The organism is Xanthomonas sp. MLO165, from assembly GCF_018831305.1.
In the GTDB taxonomy this organism is placed as follows: Bacteria; Pseudomonadota; Gammaproteobacteria; order Xanthomonadales; family Xanthomonadaceae; genus Xanthomonas; species Xanthomonas arboricola.
In genome coordinates this window covers 2,250,155-2,276,631 of sequence record NZ_CP029263.1, presented here as the reverse complement: position 1 = coordinate 2,276,631, position 26,477 = coordinate 2,250,155, and the positions used below count along the sequence as shown (strand labels likewise).

At 62.2% G+C, this 26,477-nt stretch carries 26 protein-coding genes; 25 read left to right on the top strand and 1 reads right to left on the bottom strand.

Features of this window, described 5'->3' with window-relative positions:
* Window positions 1–341: 341 nt before the first annotated feature.
* The 25 genes from flgG (at window position 342) to DGN21_RS09670 (ending at window position 25,087) form a co-directional block, all read left to right on the top strand.
* Window positions 342–1,127 (top strand): flagellar basal-body rod protein FlgG, encoded by a 786-nt coding sequence (flgG, locus tag DGN21_RS09790; protein ID WP_016901723.1) that lies wholly within the window; start codon window positions 342–344, stop codon window positions 1,125–1,127.
* A gap of 38 nt (window positions 1,128–1,165) precedes the next feature.
* Window positions 1,166–1,858 carry a flagellar basal body L-ring protein FlgH gene (gene flgH, locus DGN21_RS09785; RefSeq protein WP_016901722.1) on the top strand — a complete coding sequence of 231 codons (693 nt, stop codon included), beginning with the start codon at window positions 1,166–1,168 and terminating at the stop codon, window positions 1,856–1,858.
* 10 nt (window positions 1,859–1,868) lie between these two features.
* Window positions 1,869–2,987 carry a flagellar basal body P-ring protein FlgI gene (locus DGN21_RS09780; protein WP_039521506.1) on the top strand — a complete coding sequence of 373 codons (1,119 nt, stop codon included), beginning with the start codon at window positions 1,869–1,871 and terminating at the stop codon, window positions 2,985–2,987.
* Window position 2,988: 1 nt separating this feature from the next.
* Complete coding sequence (flgJ, locus tag DGN21_RS09775; RefSeq protein WP_054591177.1) at window positions 2,989–4,167, top strand: flagellar assembly peptidoglycan hydrolase FlgJ; 1,179 nt, start codon at window positions 2,989–2,991, stop codon at window positions 4,165–4,167.
* An 11-nt stretch (window positions 4,168–4,178) separates the two neighbouring features.
* On the top strand, window positions 4,179–6,053 hold the full coding sequence (gene flgK / locus DGN21_RS09770; protein ID WP_104590927.1) for a flagellar hook-associated protein FlgK: 1,875 nt from the start codon (window positions 4,179–4,181) through the stop codon (window positions 6,051–6,053).
* Window positions 6,053–7,258 (top strand): flagellar hook-associated protein FlgL, encoded by a 1,206-nt coding sequence (flgL, locus tag DGN21_RS09765; RefSeq protein WP_126966707.1) that lies wholly within the window; start codon window positions 6,053–6,055, stop codon window positions 7,256–7,258. Before flgK ends, flgL begins: the two co-directional genes overlap by 1 nt.
* A 317-nt stretch (window positions 7,259–7,575) precedes the next feature.
* A complete protein-coding gene (locus DGN21_RS09760) occupies window positions 7,576–8,775 on the top strand; it encodes a flagellin (protein WP_024939608.1) in 1,200 nt (399 codons plus the stop codon).
* 271 nt (window positions 8,776–9,046) lie between these two features.
* Window positions 9,047–10,372 (top strand): flagellar filament capping protein FliD, encoded by a 1,326-nt coding sequence (gene fliD, locus DGN21_RS09755; protein ID WP_126966706.1) that lies wholly within the window; start codon window positions 9,047–9,049, stop codon window positions 10,370–10,372.
* Window positions 10,373–10,522: 150 nt separating this feature from the next.
* Window positions 10,523–10,936 (top strand): flagellar export chaperone FliS, encoded by a 414-nt coding sequence (gene fliS, locus DGN21_RS09750; protein ID WP_024939606.1) that lies wholly within the window; start codon window positions 10,523–10,525, stop codon window positions 10,934–10,936.
* An 8-nt stretch (window positions 10,937–10,944) separates the two neighbouring features.
* Complete coding sequence (locus DGN21_RS09745; protein ID WP_126966748.1) at window positions 10,945–11,238, top strand: hypothetical protein; 294 nt, start codon at window positions 10,945–10,947, stop codon at window positions 11,236–11,238.
* The gene (locus tag DGN21_RS09740; protein WP_126966705.1) at window positions 11,238–11,804 is read left to right on the top strand and encodes a PilZ domain-containing protein; all 567 of its coding nucleotides are present in this window, start codon (window positions 11,238–11,240) and stop codon (window positions 11,802–11,804) included. The genes DGN21_RS09745 and DGN21_RS09740 overlap by 1 nt, the downstream gene beginning before the upstream one ends.
* 70 nt (window positions 11,805–11,874) lie before the next feature.
* Window positions 11,875–12,507, top strand: coding sequence for a response regulator transcription factor (locus tag DGN21_RS09735; RefSeq protein WP_003482986.1), 633 nt, complete (start codon window positions 11,875–11,877; stop codon window positions 12,505–12,507).
* 220 nt (window positions 12,508–12,727) lie between these two features.
* The gene (gene rpoN, locus DGN21_RS09730; RefSeq protein WP_054591182.1) at window positions 12,728–14,128 is read left to right on the top strand and encodes an RNA polymerase factor sigma-54; all 1,401 of its coding nucleotides are present in this window, start codon (window positions 12,728–12,730) and stop codon (window positions 14,126–14,128) included.
* Window positions 14,129–14,136: 8 nt separating this feature from the next.
* A complete protein-coding gene (locus DGN21_RS09725; protein WP_016904817.1) occupies window positions 14,137–14,520 on the top strand; it encodes a response regulator transcription factor in 384 nt (127 codons plus the stop codon).
* Entirely contained in the window at window positions 14,513–15,997 is a 1,485-nt protein-coding gene (locus tag DGN21_RS09720) for a sigma-54 dependent transcriptional regulator (protein ID WP_046342581.1), read from the top strand. Before DGN21_RS09725 ends, DGN21_RS09720 begins: the two co-directional genes overlap by 8 nt.
* Before the next feature lie 118 nt (window positions 15,998–16,115).
* Window positions 16,116–17,225, top strand: coding sequence for a DegT/DnrJ/EryC1/StrS family aminotransferase (locus DGN21_RS09715; RefSeq protein ID WP_024939601.1), 1,110 nt, complete (start codon window positions 16,116–16,118; stop codon window positions 17,223–17,225).
* Window positions 17,226–17,289: 64 nt separating this feature from the next.
* Complete coding sequence (locus DGN21_RS09710; protein ID WP_008575943.1) at window positions 17,290–17,511, top strand: acyl carrier protein; 222 nt, start codon at window positions 17,290–17,292, stop codon at window positions 17,509–17,511.
* Between the two features lie 4 nt (window positions 17,512–17,515).
* Window positions 17,516–18,553 carry a ketoacyl-ACP synthase III gene (locus DGN21_RS09705; RefSeq protein WP_033479029.1) on the top strand — a complete coding sequence of 346 codons (1,038 nt, stop codon included), beginning with the start codon at window positions 17,516–17,518 and terminating at the stop codon, window positions 18,551–18,553.
* Window positions 18,550–19,314 (top strand): SDR family oxidoreductase, encoded by a 765-nt coding sequence (locus tag DGN21_RS09700; protein ID WP_126966704.1) that lies wholly within the window; start codon window positions 18,550–18,552, stop codon window positions 19,312–19,314. The genes DGN21_RS09705 and DGN21_RS09700 overlap by 4 nt, the downstream gene beginning before the upstream one ends.
* A complete protein-coding gene (locus tag DGN21_RS09695; protein WP_126966703.1) occupies window positions 19,311–20,045 on the top strand; it encodes an SDR family oxidoreductase in 735 nt (244 codons plus the stop codon). The genes DGN21_RS09700 and DGN21_RS09695 overlap by 4 nt, the downstream gene beginning before the upstream one ends.
* Window positions 20,042–20,695: a NeuD/PglB/VioB family sugar acetyltransferase gene (locus tag DGN21_RS09690; RefSeq protein ID WP_126966702.1), complete on the top strand. Its 654-nt coding sequence runs from the start codon at window positions 20,042–20,044 to the stop codon at window positions 20,693–20,695. Before DGN21_RS09695 ends, DGN21_RS09690 begins: the two co-directional genes overlap by 4 nt.
* 3 nt (window positions 20,696–20,698) lie before the next feature.
* Entirely contained in the window at window positions 20,699–21,844 is a 1,146-nt protein-coding gene (locus tag DGN21_RS09685) for a Rieske 2Fe-2S domain-containing protein (protein WP_126966701.1), read from the top strand.
* Complete coding sequence (locus DGN21_RS09680) at window positions 21,834–22,457, top strand: UDP-3-O-(3-hydroxymyristoyl)glucosamine N-acyltransferase (RefSeq protein WP_126966700.1); 624 nt, start codon at window positions 21,834–21,836, stop codon at window positions 22,455–22,457. The genes DGN21_RS09685 and DGN21_RS09680 overlap by 11 nt, the downstream gene beginning before the upstream one ends.
* A 14-nt stretch (window positions 22,458–22,471) precedes the next feature.
* Window positions 22,472–23,689, top strand: coding sequence for an FkbM family methyltransferase (locus DGN21_RS09675; RefSeq protein WP_065032217.1), 1,218 nt, complete (start codon window positions 22,472–22,474; stop codon window positions 23,687–23,689).
* Window positions 23,690–23,716: 27 nt separating this feature from the next.
* A complete protein-coding gene (locus DGN21_RS09670) occupies window positions 23,717–25,087 on the top strand; it encodes a polysaccharide pyruvyl transferase family protein (protein WP_095574685.1) in 1,371 nt (456 codons plus the stop codon).
* A gap of 329 nt (window positions 25,088–25,416) precedes the next feature.
* Here the strand turns inward: DGN21_RS09670 and DGN21_RS09665 are convergent, their stop codons facing one another.
* On the bottom strand, window positions 25,417–26,334 hold the full coding sequence (locus DGN21_RS09665) for a hypothetical protein (protein WP_126966698.1): 918 nt from the start codon (window positions 26,332–26,334) through the stop codon (window positions 25,417–25,419).
* Window positions 26,335–26,477 lie beyond the last annotated feature (143 nt).

Here is a 26,477-nt window from a genome sequence, read left to right as displayed (position 1 = left end):
TGAGGCCACCGCGCGCTCGACCCACCAGCCTGTTGACTGCGTCGCAATGCCAGCCGGCAAATCCCGAGAACCCTTCCGCACGCAGCGCCAAGGGTTCACACCTCGCCGAACACATCGCTGACCGGCGACCGATCTACCGCACCTGATCTGCCGCGCAGGTGTCCACCGCTTCCGCTTCGCCGCTGCCTGTCCGCCGCCACCCCTGCCCCGCGCAGGCCGCCGCGCCCGCTGCGCGTGATCCAGTGCACAGCCGGCAAAAATCCGACGCGGGTTTGGCACGGCACGTGCATATACCCACCCGTACCCGGAACACATCCCCGGGTCTAACGAGGAATCGGGTCATGAATCAGGCTTTGTGGGTCGCCAAAACCGGACTGGATGCGCAGCAGACGCGCATGTCGGTCATTTCCAACAACCTGGCCAATACCAATACCACCGGCTTCAAGCGCGATCGTGCGGCGTTCGAAGACCTGTTGTACCAACAGGTGCGTGCGCCGGGCGGTTCCACCTCCGCGCAGACGCAGCTGCCGACCGGCCTGCAGCTGGGTACCGGCGTGCGGGTGGTCTCCACCTTCAAGGGCTTCGACCAGGGCAGCCAGCAGCAGACCGGCCGCGCGCTCGACGTGATGGTCAACGGCCGCGGCTTTTTCGAAGTGCAGATGCCTGACGGCACCTCGGCCTATACCCGCGACGGCACCTTCCAGATCAATGCGCAGGGCGAGCTGGTCACCAACAGCGGCTACCCGCTGCAGCCGGGCATCCAGATCCCCGAAGGCGCGCAGTCGCTGACCATCGGCAACGACGGCACCATCAGCGTGACGCTGGCCGGCCAGGCCGCCGCGCAGGAAATCGGCGCGTTGACGCTGACCGACTTCATCAACCCCTCGGGCCTGCAGTCCAAGGGCGAGAACCTGTTCGTCGAAACCACCGCCTCCGGCCCCGCGCAGAACGGCACCCCCGGCCTCAACGGCCTGGGCAACACCGTGCAGGGCGCGCTGGAAGGCAGCAACGTCAACACGGTGGAAGAACTGGTGAGCATGATCGAAACGCAGCGCGCCTACGAAATGAATGCCAAGGCGATCTCCACCACCGACTCGATGCTCGGTTACTTGAACAACAACGTCTGATCGGCCCGCCGGTCGCTGCCCTCTCAGGAATCCACGCCATGTCCCGCCTGCCTTCTCTCTCCTCCCTGTGCCTCGCCATTGCCTGCAGCGCGCTGCTGGGCGGCTGCGTGGCGGCCGGCGATGTGCGGCCGTTCGCCGAACTGGCGCCGATCGTGCCGGTGGTCGCGCCGGTGGCGCAGCCCACCGCCGGGGCGATCTACGCCGCCGGCCCGAGCCTGAATCTGTACGGCGACCGCCGCGCCCGCGATGTCGGCGATCTGCTGACGGTGAACCTGGTGGAAAGCACCACCGCCTCGTCCACCGCCAATACCAGCATCAGCAAGAAGGACGCGACCACCATGGCCGCGCCGACGCTGCTGGGAGCGCCACTCACCGTCGGTGGCTTGAACGTGCTGCAGAACTCGTTGAGCGGCGATCGCAGCTTCGACGGCAAGGGCAACACCGCGCAAAGCAACCGCATGCAGGGCAGCGTCACGGTCACCGTGATGCAGCGCCTGCCCAACGGCAATCTGGTGATCCAGGGGCAGAAGAACCTGCGCCTGACCCAGGGCGACGAACTGGTGCAGGTGCAAGGCATCGTGCGCGCCGCCGACATCGCCCCGGACAACACCGTGCCCTCGAGCAAGGTGGCCGACGCCCGCATCGCCTACGGCGGCCGCGGCGCGATCGCGCAGTCCAATGCGATGGGCTGGCTGAGCCGCTTCTTCAATTCCCGTCTGTCGCCCTACTGAGCCTGCGACCATGAACCTGTCTTCCCTGCCCTTCCGTCTGTTGGCTGCCGCTGTGGCGGTCTGCGCGATCGCCGCGCCGGCCTCGGCCGAGCGCATCAAGGATCTTGCCCAGGTCGGCGGCGTGCGCGGCAACGCGCTGGTCGGTTACGGCCTGGTGGTCGGCCTGGACGGCAGCGGCGACCGCACCAGCCAGGCGCCCTTCACCGTGCAGAGCCTGAAGAACCTGCTTGGCGAGCTGGGCGTCAATGTTCCGGCGAACGTCAATCCGCAGCTGAAAAACGTCGCGGCCGTGGCCATCCATGCCGAACTGCCGCCGTTCGCCAAGCCCGGCCAGCCGATCGACATCACTGTGTCCTCGATCGCCAACGCGGTGTCGCTGCGTGGCGGTTCGCTGCTGATGGCACCGCTGAAGGGCGCCGACGGCCAGGTCTATGCAATGGCGCAGGGCAATCTGGTGGTCGGTGGCTTCGGCGCGCAGGGCAAGGACGGCTCGCGGGTGTCGGTCAACATTCCCAGCGTCGGCCGCATTCCTAACGGCGCCACCGTCGAACGCGCATTGCCGGACGTGTTTGCCGGCAGCGGTGAGATCACCCTCAACCTGCACCAGAACGACTTCACCACCGTCTCGCGCATGGTCGCGGCGATCGACAGCAGCTTCGGCGCCGGCACCGCGCGTGCGGTGGACGGGGTGACCGTGGCAGTGCGCTCGCCGACCGACCCCGGCGCGCGTATCGGCCTGCTGTCGCGGCTGGAAAATGTCGAACTGTCTCCGGGCGATGCCCCGGCCAAGGTGGTGGTCAATGCACGCACCGGCACGGTGGTGATCGGCCAGCTGGTGCGGGTAATGCCGGCGGCGATCGCGCATGGCTCGCTCACCGTGACCATCAGCGAGAACACCAACGTCAGCCAGCCGGGCGCCTTCAGTGGCGGCCGCACCGCGGTGACCCCGCAGTCGACGATCACGGCCACCTCCGAAGGCAGCCGCATGTTCAAGTTCGAAGGCGGCACCACGCTCGATCAGATCGTGCGTGCGGTCAACGAAGTGGGCGCCGCTCCCGGCGACCTGGTGGCCATCCTGGAAGCGCTCAAGCAAGCCGGTGCGCTCACGGCGGAGCTGGAGGTGATCTGACATGCGTATCGCAGCCTCGCCCATTGATCTCAACCCGAGCACCAAGGCCGATCCCGCCAAGATCGACAAGGTCTCACGTCAGCTCGAAGGACAGTTCGCGCAGATGCTGGTCAAGAGCATGCGCGATGCGAGCTCTGGCGACCCGATGTTTCCGGGCGAAAACCAGATGTTCCGCGAGATGTACGACCAGCAGATGGCCAAGGCGCTGACCGACGGCAAGGGGCTGGGCCTGTCGGCGATGATCTCCAAGCAGCTGAGCGGCGACACCGGCGGCCCGGCGTTGAATACCTCGCTGAGCACCGCCGATGCCGCCAAGGCCTATTCGCTGGTGGCCGGCAAGCGCGACGCCTCGTTGCCGTTGCCGAGCCGCGATGGCGCGGCGACCGGCGTCGGCGCAAGCACCGGCACCGCTGCAGGCATCGGCGCAGGCGGCCTGGGCGGCATCGGCATGAGCCAAGTGCTGGATCTGATCGCCGGGCGCACCGGCAGCAGCGATGCCGGCAGCGACGATGCGGCCGCGCTGAGCTGGCCCTCGGCCAACGATCGCTGGAGCGATGTGGCGGCCAGCGATGCCGCCGATGCCAACGCCGCGGTCAATGCGAGCGCGGCGAGCAGCGCCGCCGCCAGCCTGGGCGAGCGTACCCCGGAAGGCTTCGTCGCCAAGATCTGGACGCATGCGCAGAAGGCCGCGCGCGAACTGGGCGTGGATCCGCGTGCGCTGGTGGCGCAGGCCGCGCTGGAGACCGGCTGGGGCCGGCGCGGCATCGGCAATGGCGGCAACTCCAACAACCTGTTCGGCATCAAGGCCACCGGCTGGAGCGGCGACAAGGTCACCACCGGCACCCACGAATACGTCAATGGCGTCAAAACCACCGAAACCGCCGATTTCCGCGCCTACGGCTCGGCCGAGGAGAGTTTTGCCGACTACGTGCGGCTGCTGAAGAACAACAGTCGTTACCAGCCCGCGCTGCAGGCCGGCACCGATATCAAGGGTTTTGCACGCGGCTTGCAACAGGCCGGATACGCCACCGATCCGGGCTACGCAGCCAAGATCGCGGCGATCGCCAACGGTCCGACCATCGACCGTGCGGTGGCCGCGATCGGCAACGCGGCGGCCGACCTGTCCAACCGCTATGCCAGCACCGCCGAGCCTGCTGGGCTCGGCACCATCCGTCGTTGAGGTAAACGCCCATGTCCATCATGTCCACCGGGACCAGTGCGCTGATCGCCTTCCAACGGGCGTTGTCGACCGTTAGCCATAACGTCGCCAACATCAATACCGAAGGCTACAGCCGCCAACGTGTGGAATTTGCAACGCGCACGCCCACCGACATGGGCTACGCGTTCGTAGGCAATGGCGCCAAGATCACCGACGTGAGCCGGGTGGCCGACCAGCTGGCCACCTCGCGCCTGCTGGACAGCGGCGGCGAGCTGTCGCGGCTGCAGCAGCTGTCCTCGCTGTCCAACCGCGTCGACAGCCTGTACTCCAACACCGCCACCAACGTGGCCGGGCTGTGGTCGAACTTCTTCGACTCCACCAGCGCGGTCTCGTCCAATGCCTCGTCCACCGCCGAGCGGCAGAGCATGCTCGACAGCGGCAACTCGCTGGCCACGCGCTTCAAGCAGCTCAACGGGCAGATGGACAGCCTGAGCAACGAGGTCAACAGCGGCCTGACCTCCGCGGTGGACGAGGTCAATCGCCTGACCCAGCAGATCGCCAAGATCAACGGCACCATCGGCAACAGCATCGACAGCGCCTCGCCGGACATGCTCGACCAGCGCGACGCGCTGGTGTCCAAGCTGGTCGGCTACACCGGCGGCACCGCGGTGATGCAGGACGGCGGCTTCATGAACGTTTTCACCTCCGGCGGCCAGGCCCTGGTGGTGGGAACCACCTCGTCCAAGCTGACCACCGTCGCCGACCCGTATCAGCCGAGCAAACTGCAGGTGGCAATGCAGACCCAGGGCCAGAATGTCAGCCTCAGCGCCAGCTCGCTGGGCGGGCAGATCGGCGGGCTGCTGGAATTCCGCACCAGCGTGCTGGAACCGACCCAGGCCGAACTCGGTCGCCTGGCCGTGGGCATGGCCAGCACCTTCAACGCCGGTCACGCGCAAGGCATGGACCTGTACGGCGCGATGGGCGGCAACTTCTTCAACATCGGCTCGCCCACCACCGCCGCCAACCCGGGCAACACCGGCAGCGCGTCGCTGAGCGCCAGCTTCAGCAACATGGCGGCGGTGGATGGGCAGAACGTCACGCTCAGCTTCGACGGCACTGCGTGGAAGGCCACCAATGCCAGCACCGGCTCGGCGGTGCCGCTCAGCGGCACCGGCACCCCGGCCAATCCGCTGGTGCTCAACGGCGTCAGCCTGGTGGTCGGCGGCACCCCGGCCAACGGCGACAAGTTCCTGCTGCAGCCCACCGCCGGGCTGGCCGGCACCCTGTCGGTGGCCATCACCGACCCTTCGCGGATTGCCGCGGCCACCCCGGTCAAGGCCACCGCCACGGTCGCCAACCTGGGCACCGGCAAGATCAGCGACGTCAAGGTCACCAATGCGCAGAACCCGGCGCTGCTGACCCCGGCGTCGGTGGAGTTCATCGACGCCAACCAGTACACCATCGACGGTACCGGCCCGTTCGCCTACACCGCCGGTCAGACCATCAGCGCCAACGGCTGGAGCTTTGCGCTGGACGGCGCGCCCAAGGCCGGCGACACCTTCGGCGTCGGCCCCACCGGTGCCGGCTCCAGCGACAACGGCAACGCCAAGTTGCTGGCCAATCTCGACGATGCCAAGGCGCTCAGCGGCGGCACGGTCACGCTCAACGGCGCGCTGTCGGGCCTGACCACCTCGGTCGGCTCGGCCGCGCGTGCGGCCAGTTATGCCTCGGACGCGCAGAAGGTCATCAACGACCAGGCGCAGGCCAGCCGCGACTCAATTTCCGGCGTCAACCTCGATGAGGAAGCCGCCAACATGCTGAAGCTGCAGCAGGCCTACCAGGCCGCCGCACAGATGATCTCCACCGCCGACACCATCTTCCAAGCCATCCTGGGTGCCGTACGCTGATGACCGACCGTATCTCCACCAGCATGATGTACAGCCAGTCGGTGTCGTCGATGACGGCCAAGCAGTCCCGGCTGAACCAGATCCAGGCCCAGCTCGCCAGCGGGCAGCGCCTGGTCACCGCCAAGGACGATCCGGTCGCCGCCGGCACTGCGGTCGGCCTGGATCGCGCACTGGCCGCGATCACCCGCTTTGGCGAGAACGCCAACAACGTGCAGAACCGCCTTGGCCTGCAGGAAAACGCCCTGTCGCAGGCCGGCGACAAAATGGCGCGCGTCACCGAATTGGCGGTGCAGGCCAACAACTCCTCGCTCAGCCCCGACGACCGCAAGGCGATCGCCTCGGAACTGACCGCCCTGCGCGACAGCATGGTCAGCCTGGCCAACAGCACCGACGGCACCGGCCGCTACCTGTTCGGCGGCACCGCCGATGGCAGCGCACCGTTCATCAAGAGCAGCGGCGGCGTCACCTACAACGGCGACCAGACCCAGAAACAGGTCGAAGTGGCGCCGGACACCTTCGTCAGCGACACCCTGCCCGGCAGCGAAATCTTCATGCGTATCCGCACCGGCGACGGCACCGTGGATGCGCACCCCAACACTGCCAACACCGGCACCGGATTGCTGCTGGACTTCAGCCGCGACTCCAGCACCGGCAGCTGGAACGGCGGCAGCTACAGCGTGCAGTTCACCGCCGCCGACACCTACGAGGTGCGCGACAGCACCAATACGGTGGTCAGCACCGGCACCTACAAGGATGGCGAGGACATCAACGCGGCCGGCGTGCGCATGCGCATCAGCGGCGCACCGGCGGTGGGCGACAGTTTCCAGATCGGCGCCTCCACCACCAAGGACGTGTTCTCCACCATCGACGACCTGGTCGGCGCGCTCAACTCCGACACGCTGACCCAGCCGCAGAAGGCGGCGATGATCAACACGCTGCAGTCGTCGATGCGCGACATCGCACAGGCCTCGTCGAAGATGATCGATGCGCGCGCCTCCGGCGGTGCGCAGCTGTCGGCGATCGACAACGCCAACTCATTGCTCGAATCCAACGAGGTCACCCTCAAGACCACGCTGTCGTCGATCCGCGATCTGGACTACGCCTCGGCGCTTGGTCAGTACGAACTGGAGAAGGCCTCGTTGCAGGCCGCTCAAACGATTTTTCAGCAGATGCAGTCGTCGTCGTTGTTCAACCTGATCCGCTGATTTGCAGCAGAAAACCCGCGTTTTCTGCACTCCTGCGCGCGAGCACTTGCGCAGGCCGACGGAGTTTATTCGTCGAAAGTTATACCAACGCTAAAGATCTACGGGGTGCTGCCGAATAAACCAAACCCCTTGATACACAACGCTTCCGTATTTCGTCCCGCAGCAGAAAGACAGTAAAAAAACACTGGATTTCGCTAAAGGTTCCCGACGCAACGCCGTTATTCATCTCAGCAGCGGCAACGGCCAACTTGATGGCCCCCCTGCGGAGGCTCCGGGCAAGTCCCCCTTGCCGGAAAAATCGCTTAGGAGAAATCAAAATGGCACAGGTAATCAACACCAACGTAATGTCGCTGAACGCTCAGCGGAACCTCAACACCAGCAGCGCGAGCATGTCGACGAGCATCCAGCGTCTGTCCTCGGGTCTGCGCATCAACAGCGCCAAGGACGACGCCGCAGGTCTGGCGATCTCCGAGCGCTTCACCACGCAGATCCGCGGCCTGGACGTTGCCTCGCGCAACGCCAACGACGGTATCTCGCTGGCCCAGACCGCCGAAGGCGCGATGGTCGAAATCGGCAGCAACCTGCAGCGTATCCGCGAGCTGTCGGTGCAGTCGTCCAACGCCACCAATTCGCCGACCGACCGTGACGCGCTGAACTCCGAAGTCAAGCAGCTCACCGCCGAAATCGACCGCGTCGCCAACCAGACCAACTTCAACGGCACCAAGCTGTTGAACGGCGACTTCTCCGGCGCGCTGTTCCAGGTCGGCGCCGACGCCGGCCAGACCATCGGCATCAACAGCATCGTCGACGCCAACGTCGATTCGCTGGGCAAGGCCAACTTCGCTGCCGCCGTTTCCGGCGCTGGCGTGACCGGCACCTCCACCGCATCGGGCTCGATCAGCGGCATGAGCCTGTCGTTCAAGGACGCCAGCGGCGCGGCCAAGAGCGTCACCATCGCGGACGTCAAGATCGGCGTCGGCGAGAGCGCTGCCGACGTCAACAAGAAGGTGGCTGCGGCGATCAACGACAAGCTCGACCAGACCGGCATGTACGCCTCGATCAAGACCGACGGTACGGTGCAGATCGAATCGCTGAAGGCTGGCCAGGACTTCACCTCGCTGACCGCGGGTACTTCCAGCGCCGCAGGCATCACCGTCGGCGCCGGCATCACCACCGCCTCGGCCGCTTCCGGCTCCACCGCCTCGACCCTGAGCACCCTGGACATCTCCACGTTCTCCGGCGCACAGAAGGCCCTGGAAATCGTCGACAAGGCGCTGACCGCGGTCAACTCCTCGCGCGCCGACATGGGTGCGGTGCAGAACCGCTTCACCTCCACCATCGCCAACCTGAGCGCAACCTCGGAAAACCTGTCGGCCTCGCGTAGCCGTATCCGCGACACCGACTACGCCAAGGAAACCGCCGAGCTGACCCGCACGCAGATCCTGCAGCAGGCCGGTACCGCGATGCTGGCCCAGGCCAAGTCGGTTCCGCAGAACGTGCTGAGCCTGCTGCAGTAATCGGCAGCGCTTCGCACCAACTCAAGAGCCCCTCTTCGGAGGGGCTTTTTTTGTGGCCGCAGATTGCTTCGCCCGAGATTTGAGGGCGAATGCGCAGCACGGTTTGCTGGCGCGGGTTTTTTGACGCATCCCGCCGGCATGGAAATTGCACTACCCAAACTCGTGAGCGAAACGGGGTCGCTGCCGCTAAAGTCCTGACGGATGCGGCCGATACCCGTCTCGTAATCCCATGCGTCCATCCTTGCTTGGACGCCCAGACGAGGAATGCAACATGGCATCGGTGATCAGCACTTCCGGCTCCGGTCTGGACATCCCAACTGTGGTGTCCACCCTGGTTTCCCGGCAGAAAGACCCGGAGCAGGCGCGCATCAACAAGGCCGGGACCGCCGCGACCACGCAGCTGTCGGCGATCAGCCAGATCAAGAGCAGCATGACCACGCTCAAGTCTGCGCTGGACAAGGTCATCAGCAGCGCCGACACCAACGCCTACAAGGCGACGGTGCCGACCGATGCCGGCTTCACCGCCACCACCACCAGCTCGGCCGCGCCGGGCAACTATTCGGTGGAAGTGGTCTCGCTGGCCAGCGCGCAAAAGCTCGCCTCCGGCGCGTTCGTCGCCGATGCCACTGTCGGCAGCGGCACGCTGACGATCGGGTATGGCGAGAAAAAAATCACCGTGGACATCAGCGGCACCGACAAGCTCACCGACATCGCCGCCGCCATCAACAAGGCGGCCGGTGGCAAGGGCGTCACCGCCAGCGTGGTGACCGCCAACGATGGCCAGCACCTGGTGTTCAACGCGGTCGACACCGGTACCAAGGGCGCGCTGACCGTCAGCGCCAGCGACCCCAGCCTGAGCAGCCTCACCTATGGCCCCGGCGTCAGCGGCGGCCTGACCCAGTCCGTGGCCGCGACCGATGCGCTGGTGCGCGTGGACGGCTTCGAACGCACCTCCAGTTCCAACACCGTCACCGATATCGTGCCGGGCGTGGTGCTCAACCTCACCAAGGCCGCCGAAGGCACCAAGGTCACGTTGGGCGTTGCGGCCGACACTAGCGGCCTCAAGGCCAATCTGACCGCGTACGCGGCCGCCTACAACACCGCCAACACCCTGCTGGCCAAGAGCAGCGCCTACGACCCCACCACCAAGACCGCCGCGGCGTTGACCGGCGACTCGCTGGTGCGTGGCCTGCAGCAGCAGTTGCGCGGCCAGGTCAGCGGCAACCTCACCGAACTCAAGTCGCTCGGCCTGACCATCGACAAGGATGGGGTGATGAGCTTCGATGGCGGCAAGTTCGACACCGCCATCGCCGCCGACGGCGGTGCCGCCGCCGAGGTGCTCGGCAAGGACAGCAAGTTCGGCTCGGCCATGACCAAGCTGCTCGACAGCAACGTCAATGCCAACAACGGCACCCTGACCCTGCGTTCGGACAGCTTGAACAAGCAGATCAAGGGCTACGAGGATGACCTGGATGACCTCGACGCGCGCATGACCAAGCTCAGCGATCGCTACACCGCGCAGTTCACCGCGATGGAAACCATGATCAGCAAGTTGCAGAGCAGCACCAGTTCGCTCAGCAGCCTGCTGACGAGCTGATTTCCGTGATGAGGATCCTCAAGTCCCGCAATGGTCTTGCCGATACAAGAAGGGCCTATCGTGATTTCGGCCTTGCCTTCCGGCAGGAGCGTCGTCGCAGGAGCGCAGCGCTCCGGGACCAACGAAGGTCAGCCCATTGAGGAGTCATCCATGTACGGTTCCAATCGTCAGTATGCCGAGCAATACCGCAAGGTCGGCGTGTCCACCAGCGTGACCGAAGCCGACCCGCACAAGCTGGTGTCGCTGCTGTTCGCCGGCGCCTGCCAGCGCATCCGTCTGGCCCAGGCCTGCCTGGCGCAGGGCGACCAGGCGCGCAAGGGCAAGGCCATCGGCGAAGCCTGCGCGATCGTCGGCCACTTGAACGGATCGCTCGATCACGAAGCCGGTGGCGAGATCGCTGGTAACCTGTCGGCGCTCTACGACTACGTGATGCAGCGGCTGACTGCCGCCAACCTGCACAACGACGAAACCGCGTTGACCGAAGCGCTGGATCTGCTCAGCGAAATCGATTCGGCGTGGAATTCCATCCCCCTGGACCAACGCGGCCTTTCCGCCGCTTCGTGAGTCATACCATGCATAGCGCGCAGAGCCTTCAAGCCGAAATTGCCGACATCCGCCTGGCCATGGCGCAGGAGGAATTCGAGGTGATGCCGTTCATGCTGGATGCCCACGATCTGCACCTGCGCGAGTACGCGCAGCAGGCGGACCTGAGTCAGGACCGCGACGCGTTGCAGACGTTGCAGGCGATGCAGCAGGACCTGATGCGGATGATGCTCGAGCGTCGACGCAAGCTGCTGGATCTGATCCGCGCGCAGCGCACGTCCTCTACGGCCAGCCGCGCCTACGCACGGGTCGGACGGATCTGATGTCCGCGTTCGGCACACCCGCGCCATCGGCCGATGCCGCGCTGTTCGCCGACACGCTCAGCTGCGAAGTGCGCCTGCCGGCCGGCTTCCGTGCCGGCAGCGACGCCGGCTCGCACAGCGCTGCAGAAACCCTGCTGCGCAGCCTGGGCCAGGTGGAAGACCTGCGCAGCGAAGACAGCAGCGAAGACCGTGGCGAGCTGCCCCTGCTGGTGCAGCGCATGGACGCCAAGCTCGACCTGATGCTGGCCCTGATCGGCCGCCTGGTGCAACAGGGCGACACCGGACTGATCCACGCGAACGTGCACTGGTCGGTGCGCGGAATCCGCCTGAGCTGCGCAAGCAGCCACCCGCCGGGCACCCTGGGCAGCGTTTGCCTGCAACCCTCCGACTGGCTTCCTGAACTGGTACAGCTTCCTGCCGAGGTCCTGGCAAGCGCAAGCGATGGCCACGATCACTGGCTATGGCTGCGGTTTGCGCCGCTTTCCCCAGGCTTGCAGGAGGCGCTGGAACGTCATCTGTTCCGTCTGCATCGCCGTCAGATCGCCGACGCCCGCCGCCAGCGCTGATAGCGCCTGTTGGCGCGGGGCGCCGGGTCGGCTAAGGTGCCCTTTACTGAAAAAAGGTCTCTTCTGCGCCGTGCGAGTCATCATCGTCGACGATCACACCCTTGTCCGTGCCGGCCTGTCCAGGCTGCTGCAAACCTTCGCCGGCATCGATGTCGTGGGTGAGGCCAGCAACGCACAGCAAGCCCTGGACATGACATCCCTGCACCGGCCTGATCTGGTGTTGATGGATCTGTCCCTGCCTGGCCGCAGCGGCCTGGATGCCATGACCGATGTGTTGCGCGCCGCGCCGCGCACGCATGTGGTGATGATGTCGATGCACGACGACCCGGTGCACGTGCGCGACGCGCTCGATCGCGGCGCGGTGGGCTTCGTGGTCAAGGATGCGGCCCCGCTCGAGCTGGAATTGGCCTTGCGTGCAGCGGCGGCCGGCCAGGTGTTCCTGAGCCCGCAGATTTCGTCCAAGATGATCGCGCCGATGCTGGGTCGGGAAAAACCGGTCGGTATCGCTGCCTTGTCGCCGCGCCAGCGCGAGATCCTGCGCGAGATCGGCCGCGGCCAGAGCAACAAGGAAATCGCTGCCGACCTCGGCATCAGCGTCAAGACGGTGGAGACCCATCGCGCGCGCATGATGGAATCGCTCGGTTGCCGGCGTGCCAACGACCTGGTGTTGCTGGCCGCCAAGCATCACAACGAACTGGTCTGAGCAAACCGCTGCGCCGACCGAAAATGGCCGCCAGCGACGAAAACAGTGACGGGATTCCGGCGGGCACGCTTGAGTCCGTATTGAACGTCAGGGAATTCCCCACGCGCTGTCAGGAAAATCACGAATTGCCTCACGCGATTCCCTGATTAGAAACCCGTCGCCTTGTCCTGCAAGATGCGTTCCATCGCTGCCACGTGCGGCGCCTTCCGGAAGCGCTTCGATGAAGACGACCATTTCCGCCCAGCTTGGCCAGCAACTGCACCTGACCCCGCAGTTGCTGCAGTCGATCCGTCTGTTGCAATTGGACGGCATGCAGTTGGAACTGGAAATCCGTCGCGCGCTGGAAACCAACCCGCTGCTGGAACTGGAAGAACTGGCCGACAGCGACGCTGTCGCGACCAGCGACGATGGCGCGTCCGATGTCGCCGCCTTCGACGAACTGCCGGAAAGCACGATGTGGGACGTGCAGAGCAGCAGCTGGAACGGCGACGACGACGACCGCATGCAGCGCGTGGCAGCCGGCGAATCCACCGACCCGCACGTGCGCATCCTGCGCGATCTGGCGCTGGACCTGGACGAGGCCGCATTGGGGGCCGCCGCGTTCTGGCTGGAGCAGACCGACGACGCCGGCTATCTGAGCGAGGCCCTGGCGACGCTGCAGCAGCTCGGTGCCACCCGTCTTGGTATGACCGTGCAGGCAGTGGAAGCGGTCCGTCAGCGCCTGCTGCACGGCGACCCGGCCGGCCTGGCCGCCTGCGACCTGCGCGAGTGCCTGCAGGCCCAGCTGGGCGCCCTGCCCGGCCGCGTGCCGGCGCGCCATCTGGCCGCGCGCATCCTTGCCGGCGACCTGGACCTGCTGGCCAGCCACGACTATCCGGTGCTGGCGCGCGCACACGATGCCGAGCTGGACGATGTGCGCGAAGCGGTACGGCTGATCCTGTCGCTGCAGCCGCGCCCCGGCGATGACCTGTCGCAGGAAAGCAACGCCAACGTGATTCCGGACGTGCTCGCCTGGCATGCCGACGGCAGCTGGCGGGTGGCATTGAACCCGGCCACCACGCATCGGGTGAGCATCAACCCCGTGCATGAGCGCGCACTGGCCGAGGCCGGCGATGCCGCCCAGCCGCTGCGTGACATGCTGCAGGAAGCGCGCTGGCTGACCCGCGGCCTGTCGATGCGCTACGAGACCCTGCTGCGCGCCACCCGCGCCATCGTCGAACGCCAGGCCGCCTTTCTGGTGCGCGGCGAAGAAGCGATGGCACCGCTGACGCTGAAGGAAATCGCCGATGAGATCGGCATGCACGAGTCGACGATTTCGCGCATTACCACCGGCAAATACATCCAGACCCCGCGCGGCACCTTCGAGCTCAAGCACTTCTTTGCGGTGCGCCTGGAAGGCGCCAGCGTCTCCGGCCAGGCGGTCAAGGCGATGGTGCGGCGACTGATCGAAAGCGAGCCGGCCGGGCGGCCGCTGGCCGACGAAGCCATCGCCGGGCTGTTGTCGCGCCAGGGCGTTAATATTGCCCGTCGCACTGTGGCCAAGTACCGCGAACAACTCGACATCGCCCCGGCACGCGAGCGCCGCCGCACCAACAAACCGCTGCTTGCCCGGGCAGGATAAGGACTACTATGAGCAAACTCACCGTGCTGCTGGTCGACGACCACGAGGGCTTCATCAACGCTGCGATGCGTCATTTTCGCAAAGTGGAGTGGCTCGATATCGTGGGCAGTGCCGCCAATGGACTGGAAGCGATCGAGCGCTCTGAGTCGCTGCGCCCCAATGTCGTGCTGATGGACCTGGCCATGCCGGAGATGGGCGGGCTGCAGGCAACGCGTCTGATCAAGACGCAGGACGATCCGCCGTATATTGTCATCGCGAGCCACTTCGACGATGCAGAGCATCGTGAACATGCTCTTCGCGCGGGTGCTGACAATTTTGTTAGCAAGCTGTCCTATATCCAGGAAGTCATGCCAATCCTGGAGGGCCTGACGGAAGGAGCCAGGAATGAGTGAGTCCCGCATTCTGTTGATCGACAGCGATGCCGTGCGCGCCGAGCGCACGGTCTCGCTGCTCGAGTTCATGGACTTCAATCCCCGCTGGGTCACCGACGGCGCCGACATCAATCCCGGCCGCCATCGCCACGACGAATGGATGGCGGTGATGGTGGGCTCGGCGCAGGACGCTGCACAGGCCGACAAGTTCTTCGACTGGCTGGCCGATGCCAAGCTGCCGCCACCGGTGCTGCTGATGGAAGGCAGCCCGAGCGCCTTCGCACAGGCCCATGGCCTGCACGAAGCCAATGTCTGGACGCTGGACACCCCGTTGCGGCATACGCAGCTGGAAGCCCTGCTGCGCCGTGCCAGCCTCAAGCGCCTGGACGCCGAGCACCAGGCCGGCGTGCAGCAGGACACCGGCCCGACCGGCAACAGCGAGGCGGTGACCCGCTTGCGTCGCTTGATCGACCAGGTGGCGGCCTTCGACACCACGGTGCTGGTGCTGGGCGAATCGGGCACCGGCAAGGAAGTCGTCGCACGTGCCATCCACCAGCATTCGCCGCGGCGCGACGGGCCGTTCGTGGCGATCAACTGCGGCGCGATCCCGCCGGATCTGCTGGAAAGCGAGCTATTCGGTCACGAAAAAGGGGCCTTCACAGGCGCGCTGAGCACCCGCAAGGGCCGATTCGAAATGGCCGAGGGCGGCACCCTGCTGCTGGACGAAATCGGCGACATGAGCCTGCCGATGCAGGTCAAGCTGCTGCGCGTGCTGCAGGAGCGCAGCTTCGAGCGTGTCGGTGGTGGCCAGACCATCCGTTGCAACGTGCGCGTGATCGCCGCGACCCACCGCAACCTGGAAACCCGCATCAGCGACGGCCAGTTCCGCGAGGACCTGTTCTATCGCCTCAACGTGTTCCCGATCGAGATGCCGGCGCTGCGCGAACGTGTCGACGACCTGGCCATGCTGGTGCAGACCATCGCCGGGCAACTGGCACGCACCGGACGCGGCGAAGTGCGCTTTGCCGACGAAGCACTGCAGGCGCTGCGCAGCTACGACTGGCCGGGCAATGTGCGCGAGCTGACCAACCTGGTGGAGCGCCTGGCGGTGCTGCATCCGGGCGGACTGGTACGCGTGCAGGACCTGCCAGCGCGCTACCGCGGTGATTTTGCCGCGGCCGTGCCGGCCGAGCCTGCGCCCGAACCGGCGCTGGTTGCCGCCCCCGTCGAAGACATCGCGCTGCCGGGCAATGTGGTGACCCTGCCATCCACGTCAGCCGATGCCGAGCCGGCGACCAGCTCCAGCCTGCCCGACGATGGCATCGACCTGCGCGGCCACATGGCCAACATCGAGCTGGCGCTGATCAACGAGGCGCTGGAACGTACCCAGGGCGTGGTGGCGCATGCGGCGCAACTGCTGGGCCTGCGCCGCACCACGCTGGTGGAAAAGCTGCGCAAGTACGGCATCGATCGCGAGCAGACCGAGCTGGCGAACTGAGCGGGCCGGCCTCACCGCCCGGCTCGCTGGCATAGCGCTTGCTTCAGCAGGATTGCCCCGTCCGCAGCCGTCGGCTGCGGCGGAATCCCGACATTCATCAGCACCTGCCGAGGCATTGATGCCCATCCCTGTCACCAGTCCGCTGCTGCCGCCGCTGGAAGAATTCCTGCCCTATCTGGAGCAGATCTGGTCCAGCCGCATTCTCAGCAATGGCGGTGACATGCATCACGCGTTCGAACGCGCGTTGTGCGAGTACCTGGGCGTGCCGCACCTGGCCTTGCTCACCAACGGCACCACCGCGTTGATCACCGCGCTGCAGGCGCTGCGCATCACCGGGGAGGTCATCACCACGCCCTACTCGTTCGTGGCCACTGCGCATTCGCTGCTGTGGAAAAGCATCACCCCGGTGTTTGTGGATATCGACCCGGTGACGCTCAACATGGATCCGTCCAAGATCGAGGCGGCCATCACCCCGCAGACCACCGCCATCATGCCGGTGCACTGCTACGGCACCGCCTGCGATACCGCTGCCATCACGCGCATCGCCGACATCTACAACCTCAAGGTGATCTACGACGCGGCGCATGCCTTCGGCGTGCGCGATGAGGGCGGCTCGATCCTGCGTCATGGCGACCTGAGCGTGTTGAGCTTCCATGCCACCAAGGTGTTCAACACCTTCGAAGGTGGCGCCATCGTCTGCCCGGACGAAAGAACCTATCAGCGCATCGGGCATCTGAAGAATTTCGGCTTTGTCGATGAGACCACGGTGGTGGCACCGGGCATCAACGGCAAGATGAATGAGATCAGCGCAGCCTTCGGACTGCTGCAGCTCAAGCACATCGATCACGCCATCGCCCAGCGCAGCGCCATCGATGCGCAGTATCGGCAGCGCCTGAGCGATGTTCGCGGCGTGCGCTGCGTGGCGCGGCCCGATCACGCCAGCGCCAACTACGCGTACTTTCCGATCCTGGTGCAGGACGACTACCCGCTGTCGCGCGATGCGCTGTACCAAGTGATGCGCGAGCACGGCATCCTGGTGCGGCGGTACTTCTATCCGTTGATCAGCGATTTCCCGATGTATCGCGCCCTGCCCTCCTCGGCGCCGGCATGGCTGCCGGTCGCGCGCTCGGTGGCCGCACAGGTATTGTGCCTGCCAATCTTTCCTGGCCTGACCCGCGACCAGGTCGATACCATTGCCGATCTGATCGCCGGCGCACACGCAACATGATCGCAACACGCTGCAGCTGCATTTCAGACTCCCATCTCTTCAACAGGCAACCAGGCGAGCTCGCATGACCCAGGCAACATTTATCGAGAACTTCCTCTCCGCCACCGACTTCCAGGAACCGGTGGAGGTCACCATGGACACCGCACTGGCCGACTTGCCTGAGTGGGATTCGCTCTCCGCGTTGGGGGTAATCGTCATGTTCGACGTGGATTACGGAAAGGTCATTACCGGCGAAGATCTCAAGAACTGCGCCACCTTAAACGATCTTCACAAACTGCTGGGGTAAAGCCATGGGACTGTCCACTCTTAGCAATGTCCGTTTTGCGGGCATGGCGAGTTGCGTGCCCAAGCGGATCATTTCCAACCTGACCGATTGCCCGCCGAAGATGCGCTCAGAACGCGAGCGTCTGGTGCGTAACATCGGCATCGAGTTTCGTCGCATTTGCCCAAGCTGGCAGACATTTTCCGATTTGGCGCTCATCTCTGCGGAAAAGCTGCTTGCAGAGCTGCAATGGGACAAGGAAGAAATCGATGCACTGATTGTCGTGACGCAATCACCCGACTACCCCATCCCGGCCACGGCCATCATCATGCAGCACCGGCTGCAATTGCCACAGACCGCTATCGCCTTTGATGTCAATCTCGGCTGTTCCGGCTATCCCTTTGGCCTACACCTGGTGGGAAGCATGATTGCAGCGGGCACCATCAAAAAGGCGCTTCTGCTGGTCGGCGACCGCTCGGCCACGCTTCTGGACCCATTGTTCTCCGACGCGGGCACCGCCACGGCGCTGGAGTTCGACAAGAATGCACCACCCATGCATTTCGATTTGAACAGCGACGGTAGCGGCTACCGGGCCATCATGTTGCCCATAGGCGGACATCGTGAGCCTTACGGCCCCCAACATATCTCTCCTACACGTGACGAGAACGGTGTGCTGCATTGGCCGGGTGAACTCATTCTGGATGGCCCTGCCGTATTGAGTTTCTCGACCCAGCGAGTACCTCCAGCGGTGGAAAGATTGCTTGAGTATTCTGGTGTTGATAAGGACAGCGTTGATTTTTTCGTTTTCCATCAGGCCAACAAGATGATCAACGAAACCATCCGCAAGAAGTTGGCGCTGCCGACGGAGAAAGTTCCGTCAACCTTGCGAGACTTCGGCAATACCAGTGGCGCCTCCCTGCCCGTCACCATGACCGTCCGCCTGAACGATACGCTGATCAATGCCAGGCACCGACTGTTGCTTGCCGGCTTCGGTATCGGCTTGTCGTGGGGCACGGCGATCGTGGACGTCGAAAACGCGGCTTTTCCGGCACTGATCGAAGCATGAACGCCGAGCGTGATCCGTTTTCCCTAGAAGGCAAGCGCGTCCTGGTGACTGGTGCTTCATCGGGTATTGGTCGTCAAATTGCAATCACTTGCTCACAGATGGGAGCGAGCGTTGTCATCACCGGACGCAACACCGAGCGCTTGCAAGCCACATTCAACCAACTGGACGGCCAAGGCCACACGCAAGTGGTGGCGGACTTGGCGGTACAGGAGGGTATTGACCACGTGGTGGCTGCGAGCGGTGTCATCAACGGCTTGGCACACGCAGCTGGCATGTCCAAGCTGACCCCCTTTCGAATGATCGGTCAAGCGCACCTTGACGAGACATTTGCAAGCAACACCTACGCACCCATGCTACTGACGCGAGGCCTATTGGCGAAGAAGCAGATCGCGCCGGGCGGATCCCTGCTATTCATTGCCTCAATTGCCTCGCATATCGGCCCACTGGCAAGCAGCGCATACGCTGCCAGCAAAAGCGCCCTGCTGGGCATGATGCGCTCGCTTGGCATGGAAGTAGCAAAGCAAGGTATGCGCGCCAACTGCATTGCACCGGGTTATGTACGCACTCCCTTGCTGGATGGGTTGCAGGGAAGCGGCGGCAATATGGACAGCCTGTTTGCATTGACGCCACTTGGCATGGGCGAGCCGGAAGACGTGGCTTACGCAGCAGTGTTCTATCTTTCCGATGCCAGCCGCTGGATCACGCGCAACCACTTCATTCTTGATGGCGGTTTTTCTGTACCGATGGACATCTACGCATGACCAACGCGGCGCAACGCGCTTTTTCACTAGATGGCAAGACCATTTTGGTCACAGGCGCTTCATCGGGCATCGGCAGGCAAATCGCTGTTTCCTGCGCGCGGCGTGGGGCGCGCCTGGTCATCACCGGGCGGGATGCAGAACGCCTGCAGGAAACCTACAACTTGTTGAATGGCCAAGGCCACCTTCAAGTGCTGGCCGACCTGACCGAAGCCGAAGGCCGTGAACGACTAGTACAGGGCATTTCCAGCCTAGATGGCTTGGTCCACTGCGCTGGCAGGCAGCGCTTGAGCCCTATCAGGCAGTTGACCGAAAAGCTCATGACCGATGTCTATGCGGTCAATTTCCTGGCCCCTGTCATGCTCACCCAGCGGCTGTTGCAGGCCAACGCCCTTGCGCCTCAGAGTTCCATCGTCTTCATGCTTTCCACTGCGGCCCATATCGGCACACCCGGGGTAGGACCGTATTCGGCCATGAAGTCAGCCCTGCTCGGCATCATTCGCTGCCTGTCCATGGAGCAGGCCAAACGCAAGATCCGGGTCAATGGCATATCTCCCTCTGCGGTCATAACGCCCATTTGGGACGCAACCCATCTGGAAGCACAGCGAAAACGCCACCCGCTCGGTTTGGGCACCTCAGAGGACGTAGCGAACGCTGCGATCTATCTCTTGTCCGATGCCAGCCGCTGGGTAACCGGGACCAGTTTGGTAATGGACGGTGGGTCTGTCCTATGACCTATTCCGTGCTCATCGTCGGGGCGGGCGGCTGGGGCCGGGAGGTTCTTGAGCAAATGCAAGGTGATATTGCACATCGCAAGGAATGGGAAGTCACCGGATTCCTGGACAGCCGCGAGCATATTCTCGATGGCTTCGATACCGGAGTACCCATCGTCGGTGACCCTTTGACATACGTGCCGCGTGGCAACGAGGCTTTTGTCTGCGCGCAAGGCGACCCATTGGAACGGCATAAATACATTCAACCGCTGCTTGCAAAGGGGGCCGCGTTCATCCCAATCTGCACCGAGGCGCACCTCAGTCGCCGCGTGCATCTGGGCACAGGTTGCTTTCTCGGCAACCAGGTACACGTTGGCCCCGATGTGTGGATCGGGGATTTTGCCAATCTGCTCACTTGGTCGGTGATTGGACACGATGTCCGCATTGGCAATTATGCTCATGTGGGCGCACAGGTTTTCATGGGAGGCGGTGTGCAGATAGGCGACTTCGCAGTCGTGCACCCACGTGCCACCCTAGTACCTGGCGTCAAGGTAGGTGAGCACGCTGTCGTCGGCACCGGTGCGGTCGTGCTGAAGGATGTGCCGGCAGGCGCCACGGTGTTTGGCAATCCGGCCAAGATCGTATTCCACAAGAACATCAAGATGGACTGATCCATGCGCTCCAGGATGCACCCCAAGTATTACTTGTCGCAGGAAATCTTTGACTGCGAACAGCGCAAGATCTTCCGCAGGGTCTGGTTGTTCGCAGGACTCAAAACGCTGCTGAAGGATCACAATTGCTTTATCACACGCAAGATCGCGGGTGTTCCTCTGGTGATCCAGAACTTCCGCGGGCAAATCCGTGCGTTCGAGAACGTCTGCCTCCACCGCAGTGCACTGATTCAAACCGCTGCTCTCGGTTGCCGGCCTTTGGTGTGCCCCTACCACGCCTGGAGTTACGACGAACAAGGCCGGGTAAAGAACATCCCGGACTGCGATGCGATCTACCACCTGGACAATAGTGAAAAGGCCAACTTGAAGCTGCGCGAATTCTCACTGCGCGCCATCGGCAACCTGTTGTTCGTCAACCTCGATCCAGACCCCATGCCAATCGAGGAGCAGTTTTCGGCAGACTTCATCGCCTTGCTGGAAAGTAGTTCCAACGCCTATGACACTGAGGTCATGGTGACCACATGGCATGGCCGGTACAACTGGAAGCTGGCCTACGAGAATCTGCGGGACGCCAACCACCCGCGCTTTGTCCACCCCAAGACCCTGGCCAAAAGCGTCAACTTCACTCCCCAGGTAAACGAGGAACAAGCCAAGGAGTCCATGGAGGCCTTGCAGGACACGTCGCCCGTAGCGCTGAGGCGCGAGATGCGCCGCTTCAGTTTCGGCGGCCCGGAAGCCACCATCCCCAACCTTAAGCATTTCGGCTGGCACGCTAAAGTGGAACGCTGGGGCAAGCAGGACGCCTACTTTAACTGGCTTGCCTTCCCGAATTTGCATATCGCCAGCGCCAACGGGGGCTATTCCTTCACTCTGGAACACCACATCCCCGTCGCACCGGACCGGACCGACCTGGAAATCTATTGGTTCAGCGCGCGCAAGAAACAGCCTTACGGTTCTTCCAGCCAAGTGTTGCTTGCGCAGATGCACGGCAGCAAGGTGGTAGTGGGAGAAGACGTGGACATCATGGAGCGGGTGCAGGCGGCACTGCATATAGACGCCCCGCTACCCACCCAGGGAGCCTATGAATCAATGAATCGCCTGGTTGAGCGCTGGTACACGGTGCTGATGGAGACCGAACATGAGATCTAGGTGGATCATCGGCGGCAGCGAATACCTCGATCTGGCCTTTCATGCCTGGAAGCACGCGCGTCAGGACGAGACGGTCATCAGGATCGATGTACCACAGGACTCGGAACACGAATTCGATCTGGACGTGCTGGATGGACTGAATCCGACAGACGGGGCCATGTTCGTGGCTTTCGACGAACGCTTCGGCAACTTCAAGCGCATGGAACTGATGCAGGCAGCGATGGAGCGTGGCTTCAAGCTCGAACCCTTCATCCACCCGAGCGCAGCCATCGGCTCTGACACGGCCATTGGTCTCAACGCATTCGTGGGTGCCAATGCTGTCGTTGGGCACGGGTGCAGGATCGACTACAACACCGTCATCCACGCCGGCACGCACCTGGGACCCGCATGCCGCGTTAAATCGTCATGCTGGATAGAGCATGGTGTGCAAATCGGCGCGGGCGTCGAGATCGGCAGCAATAGCATCCTGCGAACCGGCGCCATCGTGAGTGGGGGCGTCAAGGTGGGGCGAAGCTGCGAACTTGGCTGGCCACGTGTCTACTGCGAGGACGTGCCGGCCAAGACCTATTTCCACGCCCGCTACGACACTCCAATCCATGTTTATGAAGCCTAAGCCGGGGACCAATCATGCAAACCGCTATCCAATTCAAACTAAATATCGACCCGCAGGCATCGGAAGAGACGTTTCAGGTCGCCGCCGAGGGCCTGACTGGTGATCCGATGTTCGGTATTCCCGAGGACGTTCGCCACCTCATTGCCAAATTTGGCGACGAAGTCAAGGTGATCGTTTTAGGAACCGGGGGGTTTGGCGCGCACTTGCTGAACCTGAAGCAGGACCGGCACTGCAATGTGATCGCCTCGGTGGACGACTTCCGCTATCACTCCGGTGCGCTGTATTACGGCACTCCGATCATCTCGACGGACAGGTTCATCGAACTGGCCAAGTCTGGCGACATCATCGCCCTCAACACCTGCCGATATGACGGACCCAAGCGATTTTTTGACCAGGTCTGCAGGCAGCACGGGATCGCTCATATCAACTTTGAACAGGCCGTTCGCGCTTTCGGTCTACAGGGGCGTGTAGATTTCCGGGTGGACGATTGGGGACGGGAGATCGTGCGCAACATTCCCAGGTTTCAGCGTCTGGCAGAACGCTTTTCCGATGCCTATTCGGCACAAACCCTGTTCTCTGTCCTCAACTTCCACCTGACCTGTGACCCCGAGTACTACCACGAAATCGAACGCCCCTACACCACGTTGTACTTCCGCTCCGGCCTGCTGCAATTCGGTAGCGGAGAAAAGATGGTTGATTGCGGCGCCTCGATTGGCGAGTCGCTCGCAGGCCTGATTGGCGCCACCAAAGGCCAATTCTCGCGTTCTTGGATGATTGAACCCGATCGGATCAACGTCGGCACACTCAAGAACGTACTGCGCCGCTACGAAGGCACAGCTCTGGCGTCCAGAATCAGTCTGCATGACTGCGGCGTAGGCGAGACAACAGGCAGGGTTCCATTCAATCACGAGGGTGGCCACGGCGGCTTCGTCAAGCCTTCGAGTGAGGATTGCGAACCGGCAGACATGATCGACGTATGTTGCATCGACGATGTTATCGACGATGCACCCACCTTCATCAAAATGGACATCGAGGGGTCGGAGCTTTCGGCACTGAAAGGTGCGCAGAATGCGATTGTTCAGTGCAAACCCAAGATGGCGATCTCCGCCTATCACAGAGCTACCGATTTGCTAGATCTAAGCGATTTTGCCCTATCTCTGAACCCGGATTACAGGATCGGCCTGCGCCATCACACGCCGGATCGCTGGGATACCTGCCTTTATTTTTATTAACGCTCTGCCTTAAAAATGAGCGGATCGATGACTGACCCAAGCAAGATTTTCCTTTTCAACTCAGCCCTTCCTGAATCCCTGGAAATGTCGGACTTCCTGAAAGGCATGGGGCCGTCCCAAGACAATGTCAGAGGCCAGAATATAGGAAACGGCTACATCGCCTATGGTTTTTTGAAAGCACTGTTCGGGTGCCCGGTGAAAGTTGACCACATTTCTAACGCACTGGAGGCAAAGCTCTCCGATCAACTTGCAGAAGAGATCAACCAAAAATATTCGCATCTTGTCTGGACGATGAAGGATGACATCCGGGAGGACTTCTCGGGCCTCCCGGTTGAGCGGATCACGCACTTTCTTGAAAAAATCACGATCCCGATCGTGCCGGTGAGCCTTTGCGCGAACTCATTCAATGGCTACGACCCGAACCTGGCCGAGCGCCTCAGCCCCAATCAAAAGCGAAATTTCTCCCTTCTCTCTGAAAAGTCCAAGCTGATTGGTGTTCGCGGAAATTATTCCGCCGAGATCCTGAATAGCCTTGGCATAAAGAACGTCAGAGTGATTGGCTGCCCGAGCTACTTTGAGAACGGACCCACCCGGGCTCTGCAAAAAAAGCCGTGGGATGCGGACAAGGTCATCACTACGGCCACATTCTTCAATTCCGGGCTGCCGAGGACATCCCATCTGCTGCAGGATGAATTGTATTTCATCAACTTGCTCTATCTTGAAAAAGCACTGCCATCGACCCGCAACATCACAGCGCAACCTTTCAATCTCGACGAAATACCCACGTCCTTCCAACTATTGGCCAAGGCCATGGCTGGACGGCTGGAATTTTTCTCTGATTACAGCCGATGGGCCACGTTCTTCAAAAGCAACGACCATTGCCTCACGATTGGAACCCGACTTCACTCCGGAATTCTCTCGATTAATAGCGGCGTCCCCGCCATTGTGACCAACCCGGATTCCAGGGCCAGGGAAACTTGCGAATACCTCCGCATCCCTTATGACCCTACCATTCACAGCAGAAGCAACATCCGTGAAGTTTTCGAGAACCTCGACCTCTCTGAAATGAACAACGCTTACCCGGTTTTGTACAAGGAATTTCTTGATTTTCTCGACGCAGTCGGCCTTGTTCCTTGCACTGTGCCTCATGACAAACCCTGTTTTGAATTTCCGGATCTAAAGAAAAGCACTAGCCCCTCGGTTGCAGCTGAGCTACATGAAGCCTACACCGAACTCGTAGAGAATCTGGACCGCGAAGTCGTTGTTCGGAGAGAGCATGGCGGAGAGATGTCTCGGCGCTTGGTAGATAAATTCCAACTCCTTAGACGGCGCTATCCAGGGCTGACGCGCAAGGAGTATTTGGATTATCTCAGCCGATCTACGGGTAAAGCCAAGTGAAATCGAATCTAGTCAGCATCGTCATGCCGGTCTACAAACCGCGCTATTTCGCGCAGGCGCTGGATAGCGTTTTGGCGCAAACCTAAGCAGCGTTGCAGCTAGTGATCTGTGACGCCGATGCCCCTGGCGCCATTGAGGCGGTGGTGGCGTCCAAGTTGCTGGTAGCGCCCTCCCCCGTTCGCTACCAGCAACCAGATAAGCGTTGAGGAGTAAGGTCATACCGGCAGCGCGTAGACAAGCTGGGCTAGCAGCGCACCAGCTTGGAAAATCGCCCCTCTGAATGAGGAATGCCGGTCTTCACAAACGAAGGACCTTCACAATCTCTAACATCACGAATAACTCCCACCAGCACTAACGGATCCGGCCACGCTTCCTGGAAATATATTCGGGCCCTTTCCACTAACCCAGATGACCCCATTTGCATATACTTGATATCGCCGGCCCGTGGCCGCTCCGGAGAAGGTAAATGCCACGTCCCCCCCATTTATGCTGCCTACACGACCAACGTCAGCGAAGCAATTACTAAAGTTAGGCGAACCCGTCAAGGCGACGGCAACGCTAGAAATGGTAAGTTGGCCTCCGTCGTATATCCCATAATGGACAAAACCACCTCCAGTAATACTATAGTTGCCTGAGACGACGGCAACGCCATTGCGCGAGACAAGGATTTGAAACCCAGTCATCGCTGCGAACACATGACCGCCTTGGAAGGTACACGACGCTCCAGCAGTGACCCCTATGCCGTTTACTGTGCTCCCACCACCTAAAGTAAAACCAGAAACCTGAACTGCGCTACCGGTACCCGCCACAAGGAGGTATCCTGCGGTGTTACGCCAAATAGCAGATGTGCTACCTACAAACCGCACGATGCCACCTGCCACGCTGCCCATCAAAACATTTTCTACGTAAGTTCCGTCTGCAACATTGATAATCGCTGTATAGCCACATAATGAATAGCGCGTCCTCACTACATTCACAGCACGCTGGATGGTCTGAAACGCAGTCGCAGCGCTTAACCCATCGTTTGAATCACTACCGGTGGTGGAGACATACAAAGATAAATCCTGAGTCAAGGCAATGGCGTAAGTGGCATAGCTGTTTGCACTGGTACCCATCGCGAACCGACCTTCATCAATGATGAAATACGGCTCGCTGGCAGCGAGTTCACCAGCTGTGGCAGCAGCATCAAATTGCGCACGAGTTCCGCGTTTCACATAAATATTGGCACCTGAGATTGCATCCGACATAACATGAAACTCCTTAAGAATTTAATGTAAAGTGCATTACATTGAAATTACCAGCCACTTTTATGCTTATTTTAAAAATAATTATTTAATTTAATGATCGATGCAATGGGGTCGTCATCTTGCATCTTGGGAAGATTGGAAAT

What these genes read in the sequence shown, in the direction of transcription:
- flgG (WP_016901723.1), top strand. Translation starts at nt 342, where the DNA reads ATGAATCAGGCTTTGTGGGTCGCCAAAACCGGACTGGATGCGCAGCAG.
- flgH (WP_016901722.1), top strand. Translation starts at nt 1,166, where the DNA reads ATGTCCCGCCTGCCTTCTCTCTCCTCCCTGTGCCTCGCCATTGCCTGC.
- DGN21_RS09780 (WP_039521506.1), top strand. Translation starts at nt 1,869, where the DNA reads ATGAACCTGTCTTCCCTGCCCTTCCGTCTGTTGGCTGCCGCTGTGGCG.
- flgJ (WP_054591177.1), top strand. Translation starts at nt 2,989, where the DNA reads ATGCGTATCGCAGCCTCGCCCATTGATCTCAACCCGAGCACCAAGGCC.
- flgK (WP_104590927.1), top strand. Translation starts at nt 4,179, where the DNA reads ATGTCCATCATGTCCACCGGGACCAGTGCGCTGATCGCCTTCCAACGG.
- flgL (WP_126966707.1), top strand. Translation starts at nt 6,053, where the DNA reads ATGACCGACCGTATCTCCACCAGCATGATGTACAGCCAGTCGGTGTCG.
- DGN21_RS09760 (WP_024939608.1), top strand. Translation starts at nt 7,576, where the DNA reads ATGGCACAGGTAATCAACACCAACGTAATGTCGCTGAACGCTCAGCGG.
- fliD (WP_126966706.1), top strand. Translation starts at nt 9,047, where the DNA reads ATGGCATCGGTGATCAGCACTTCCGGCTCCGGTCTGGACATCCCAACT.
- fliS (WP_024939606.1), top strand. Translation starts at nt 10,523, where the DNA reads ATGTACGGTTCCAATCGTCAGTATGCCGAGCAATACCGCAAGGTCGGC.
- DGN21_RS09745 (WP_126966748.1), top strand. Translation starts at nt 10,945, where the DNA reads ATGCATAGCGCGCAGAGCCTTCAAGCCGAAATTGCCGACATCCGCCTG.
- DGN21_RS09740 (WP_126966705.1), top strand. Translation starts at nt 11,238, where the DNA reads ATGTCCGCGTTCGGCACACCCGCGCCATCGGCCGATGCCGCGCTGTTC.
- rpoN (WP_054591182.1), top strand. Translation starts at nt 12,728, where the DNA reads ATGAAGACGACCATTTCCGCCCAGCTTGGCCAGCAACTGCACCTGACC.
- DGN21_RS09725 (WP_016904817.1), top strand. Translation starts at nt 14,137, where the DNA reads ATGAGCAAACTCACCGTGCTGCTGGTCGACGACCACGAGGGCTTCATC.
- DGN21_RS09720 (WP_046342581.1), top strand. Translation starts at nt 14,513, where the DNA reads ATGAGTGAGTCCCGCATTCTGTTGATCGACAGCGATGCCGTGCGCGCC.
- DGN21_RS09715 (WP_024939601.1), top strand. Translation starts at nt 16,116, where the DNA reads ATGCCCATCCCTGTCACCAGTCCGCTGCTGCCGCCGCTGGAAGAATTC.
- DGN21_RS09710 (WP_008575943.1), top strand. Translation starts at nt 17,290, where the DNA reads ATGACCCAGGCAACATTTATCGAGAACTTCCTCTCCGCCACCGACTTC.
- DGN21_RS09705 (WP_033479029.1), top strand. Translation starts at nt 17,516, where the DNA reads ATGGGACTGTCCACTCTTAGCAATGTCCGTTTTGCGGGCATGGCGAGT.
- DGN21_RS09700 (WP_126966704.1), top strand. Translation starts at nt 18,550, where the DNA reads ATGAACGCCGAGCGTGATCCGTTTTCCCTAGAAGGCAAGCGCGTCCTG.
- DGN21_RS09695 (WP_126966703.1), top strand. Translation starts at nt 19,311, where the DNA reads ATGACCAACGCGGCGCAACGCGCTTTTTCACTAGATGGCAAGACCATT.
- DGN21_RS09690 (WP_126966702.1), top strand. Translation starts at nt 20,042, where the DNA reads ATGACCTATTCCGTGCTCATCGTCGGGGCGGGCGGCTGGGGCCGGGAG.
- DGN21_RS09685 (WP_126966701.1), top strand. Translation starts at nt 20,699, where the DNA reads ATGCGCTCCAGGATGCACCCCAAGTATTACTTGTCGCAGGAAATCTTT.
- DGN21_RS09680 (WP_126966700.1), top strand. Translation starts at nt 21,834, where the DNA reads ATGAGATCTAGGTGGATCATCGGCGGCAGCGAATACCTCGATCTGGCC.
- DGN21_RS09675 (WP_065032217.1), top strand. Translation starts at nt 22,472, where the DNA reads ATGCAAACCGCTATCCAATTCAAACTAAATATCGACCCGCAGGCATCG.
- DGN21_RS09670 (WP_095574685.1), top strand. Translation starts at nt 23,717, where the DNA reads ATGACTGACCCAAGCAAGATTTTCCTTTTCAACTCAGCCCTTCCTGAA.
- DGN21_RS09665 (WP_126966698.1), bottom strand. Translation starts at nt 26,334, where the DNA reads ATGTCGGATGCAATCTCAGGTGCCAATATTTATGTGAAACGCGGAACT.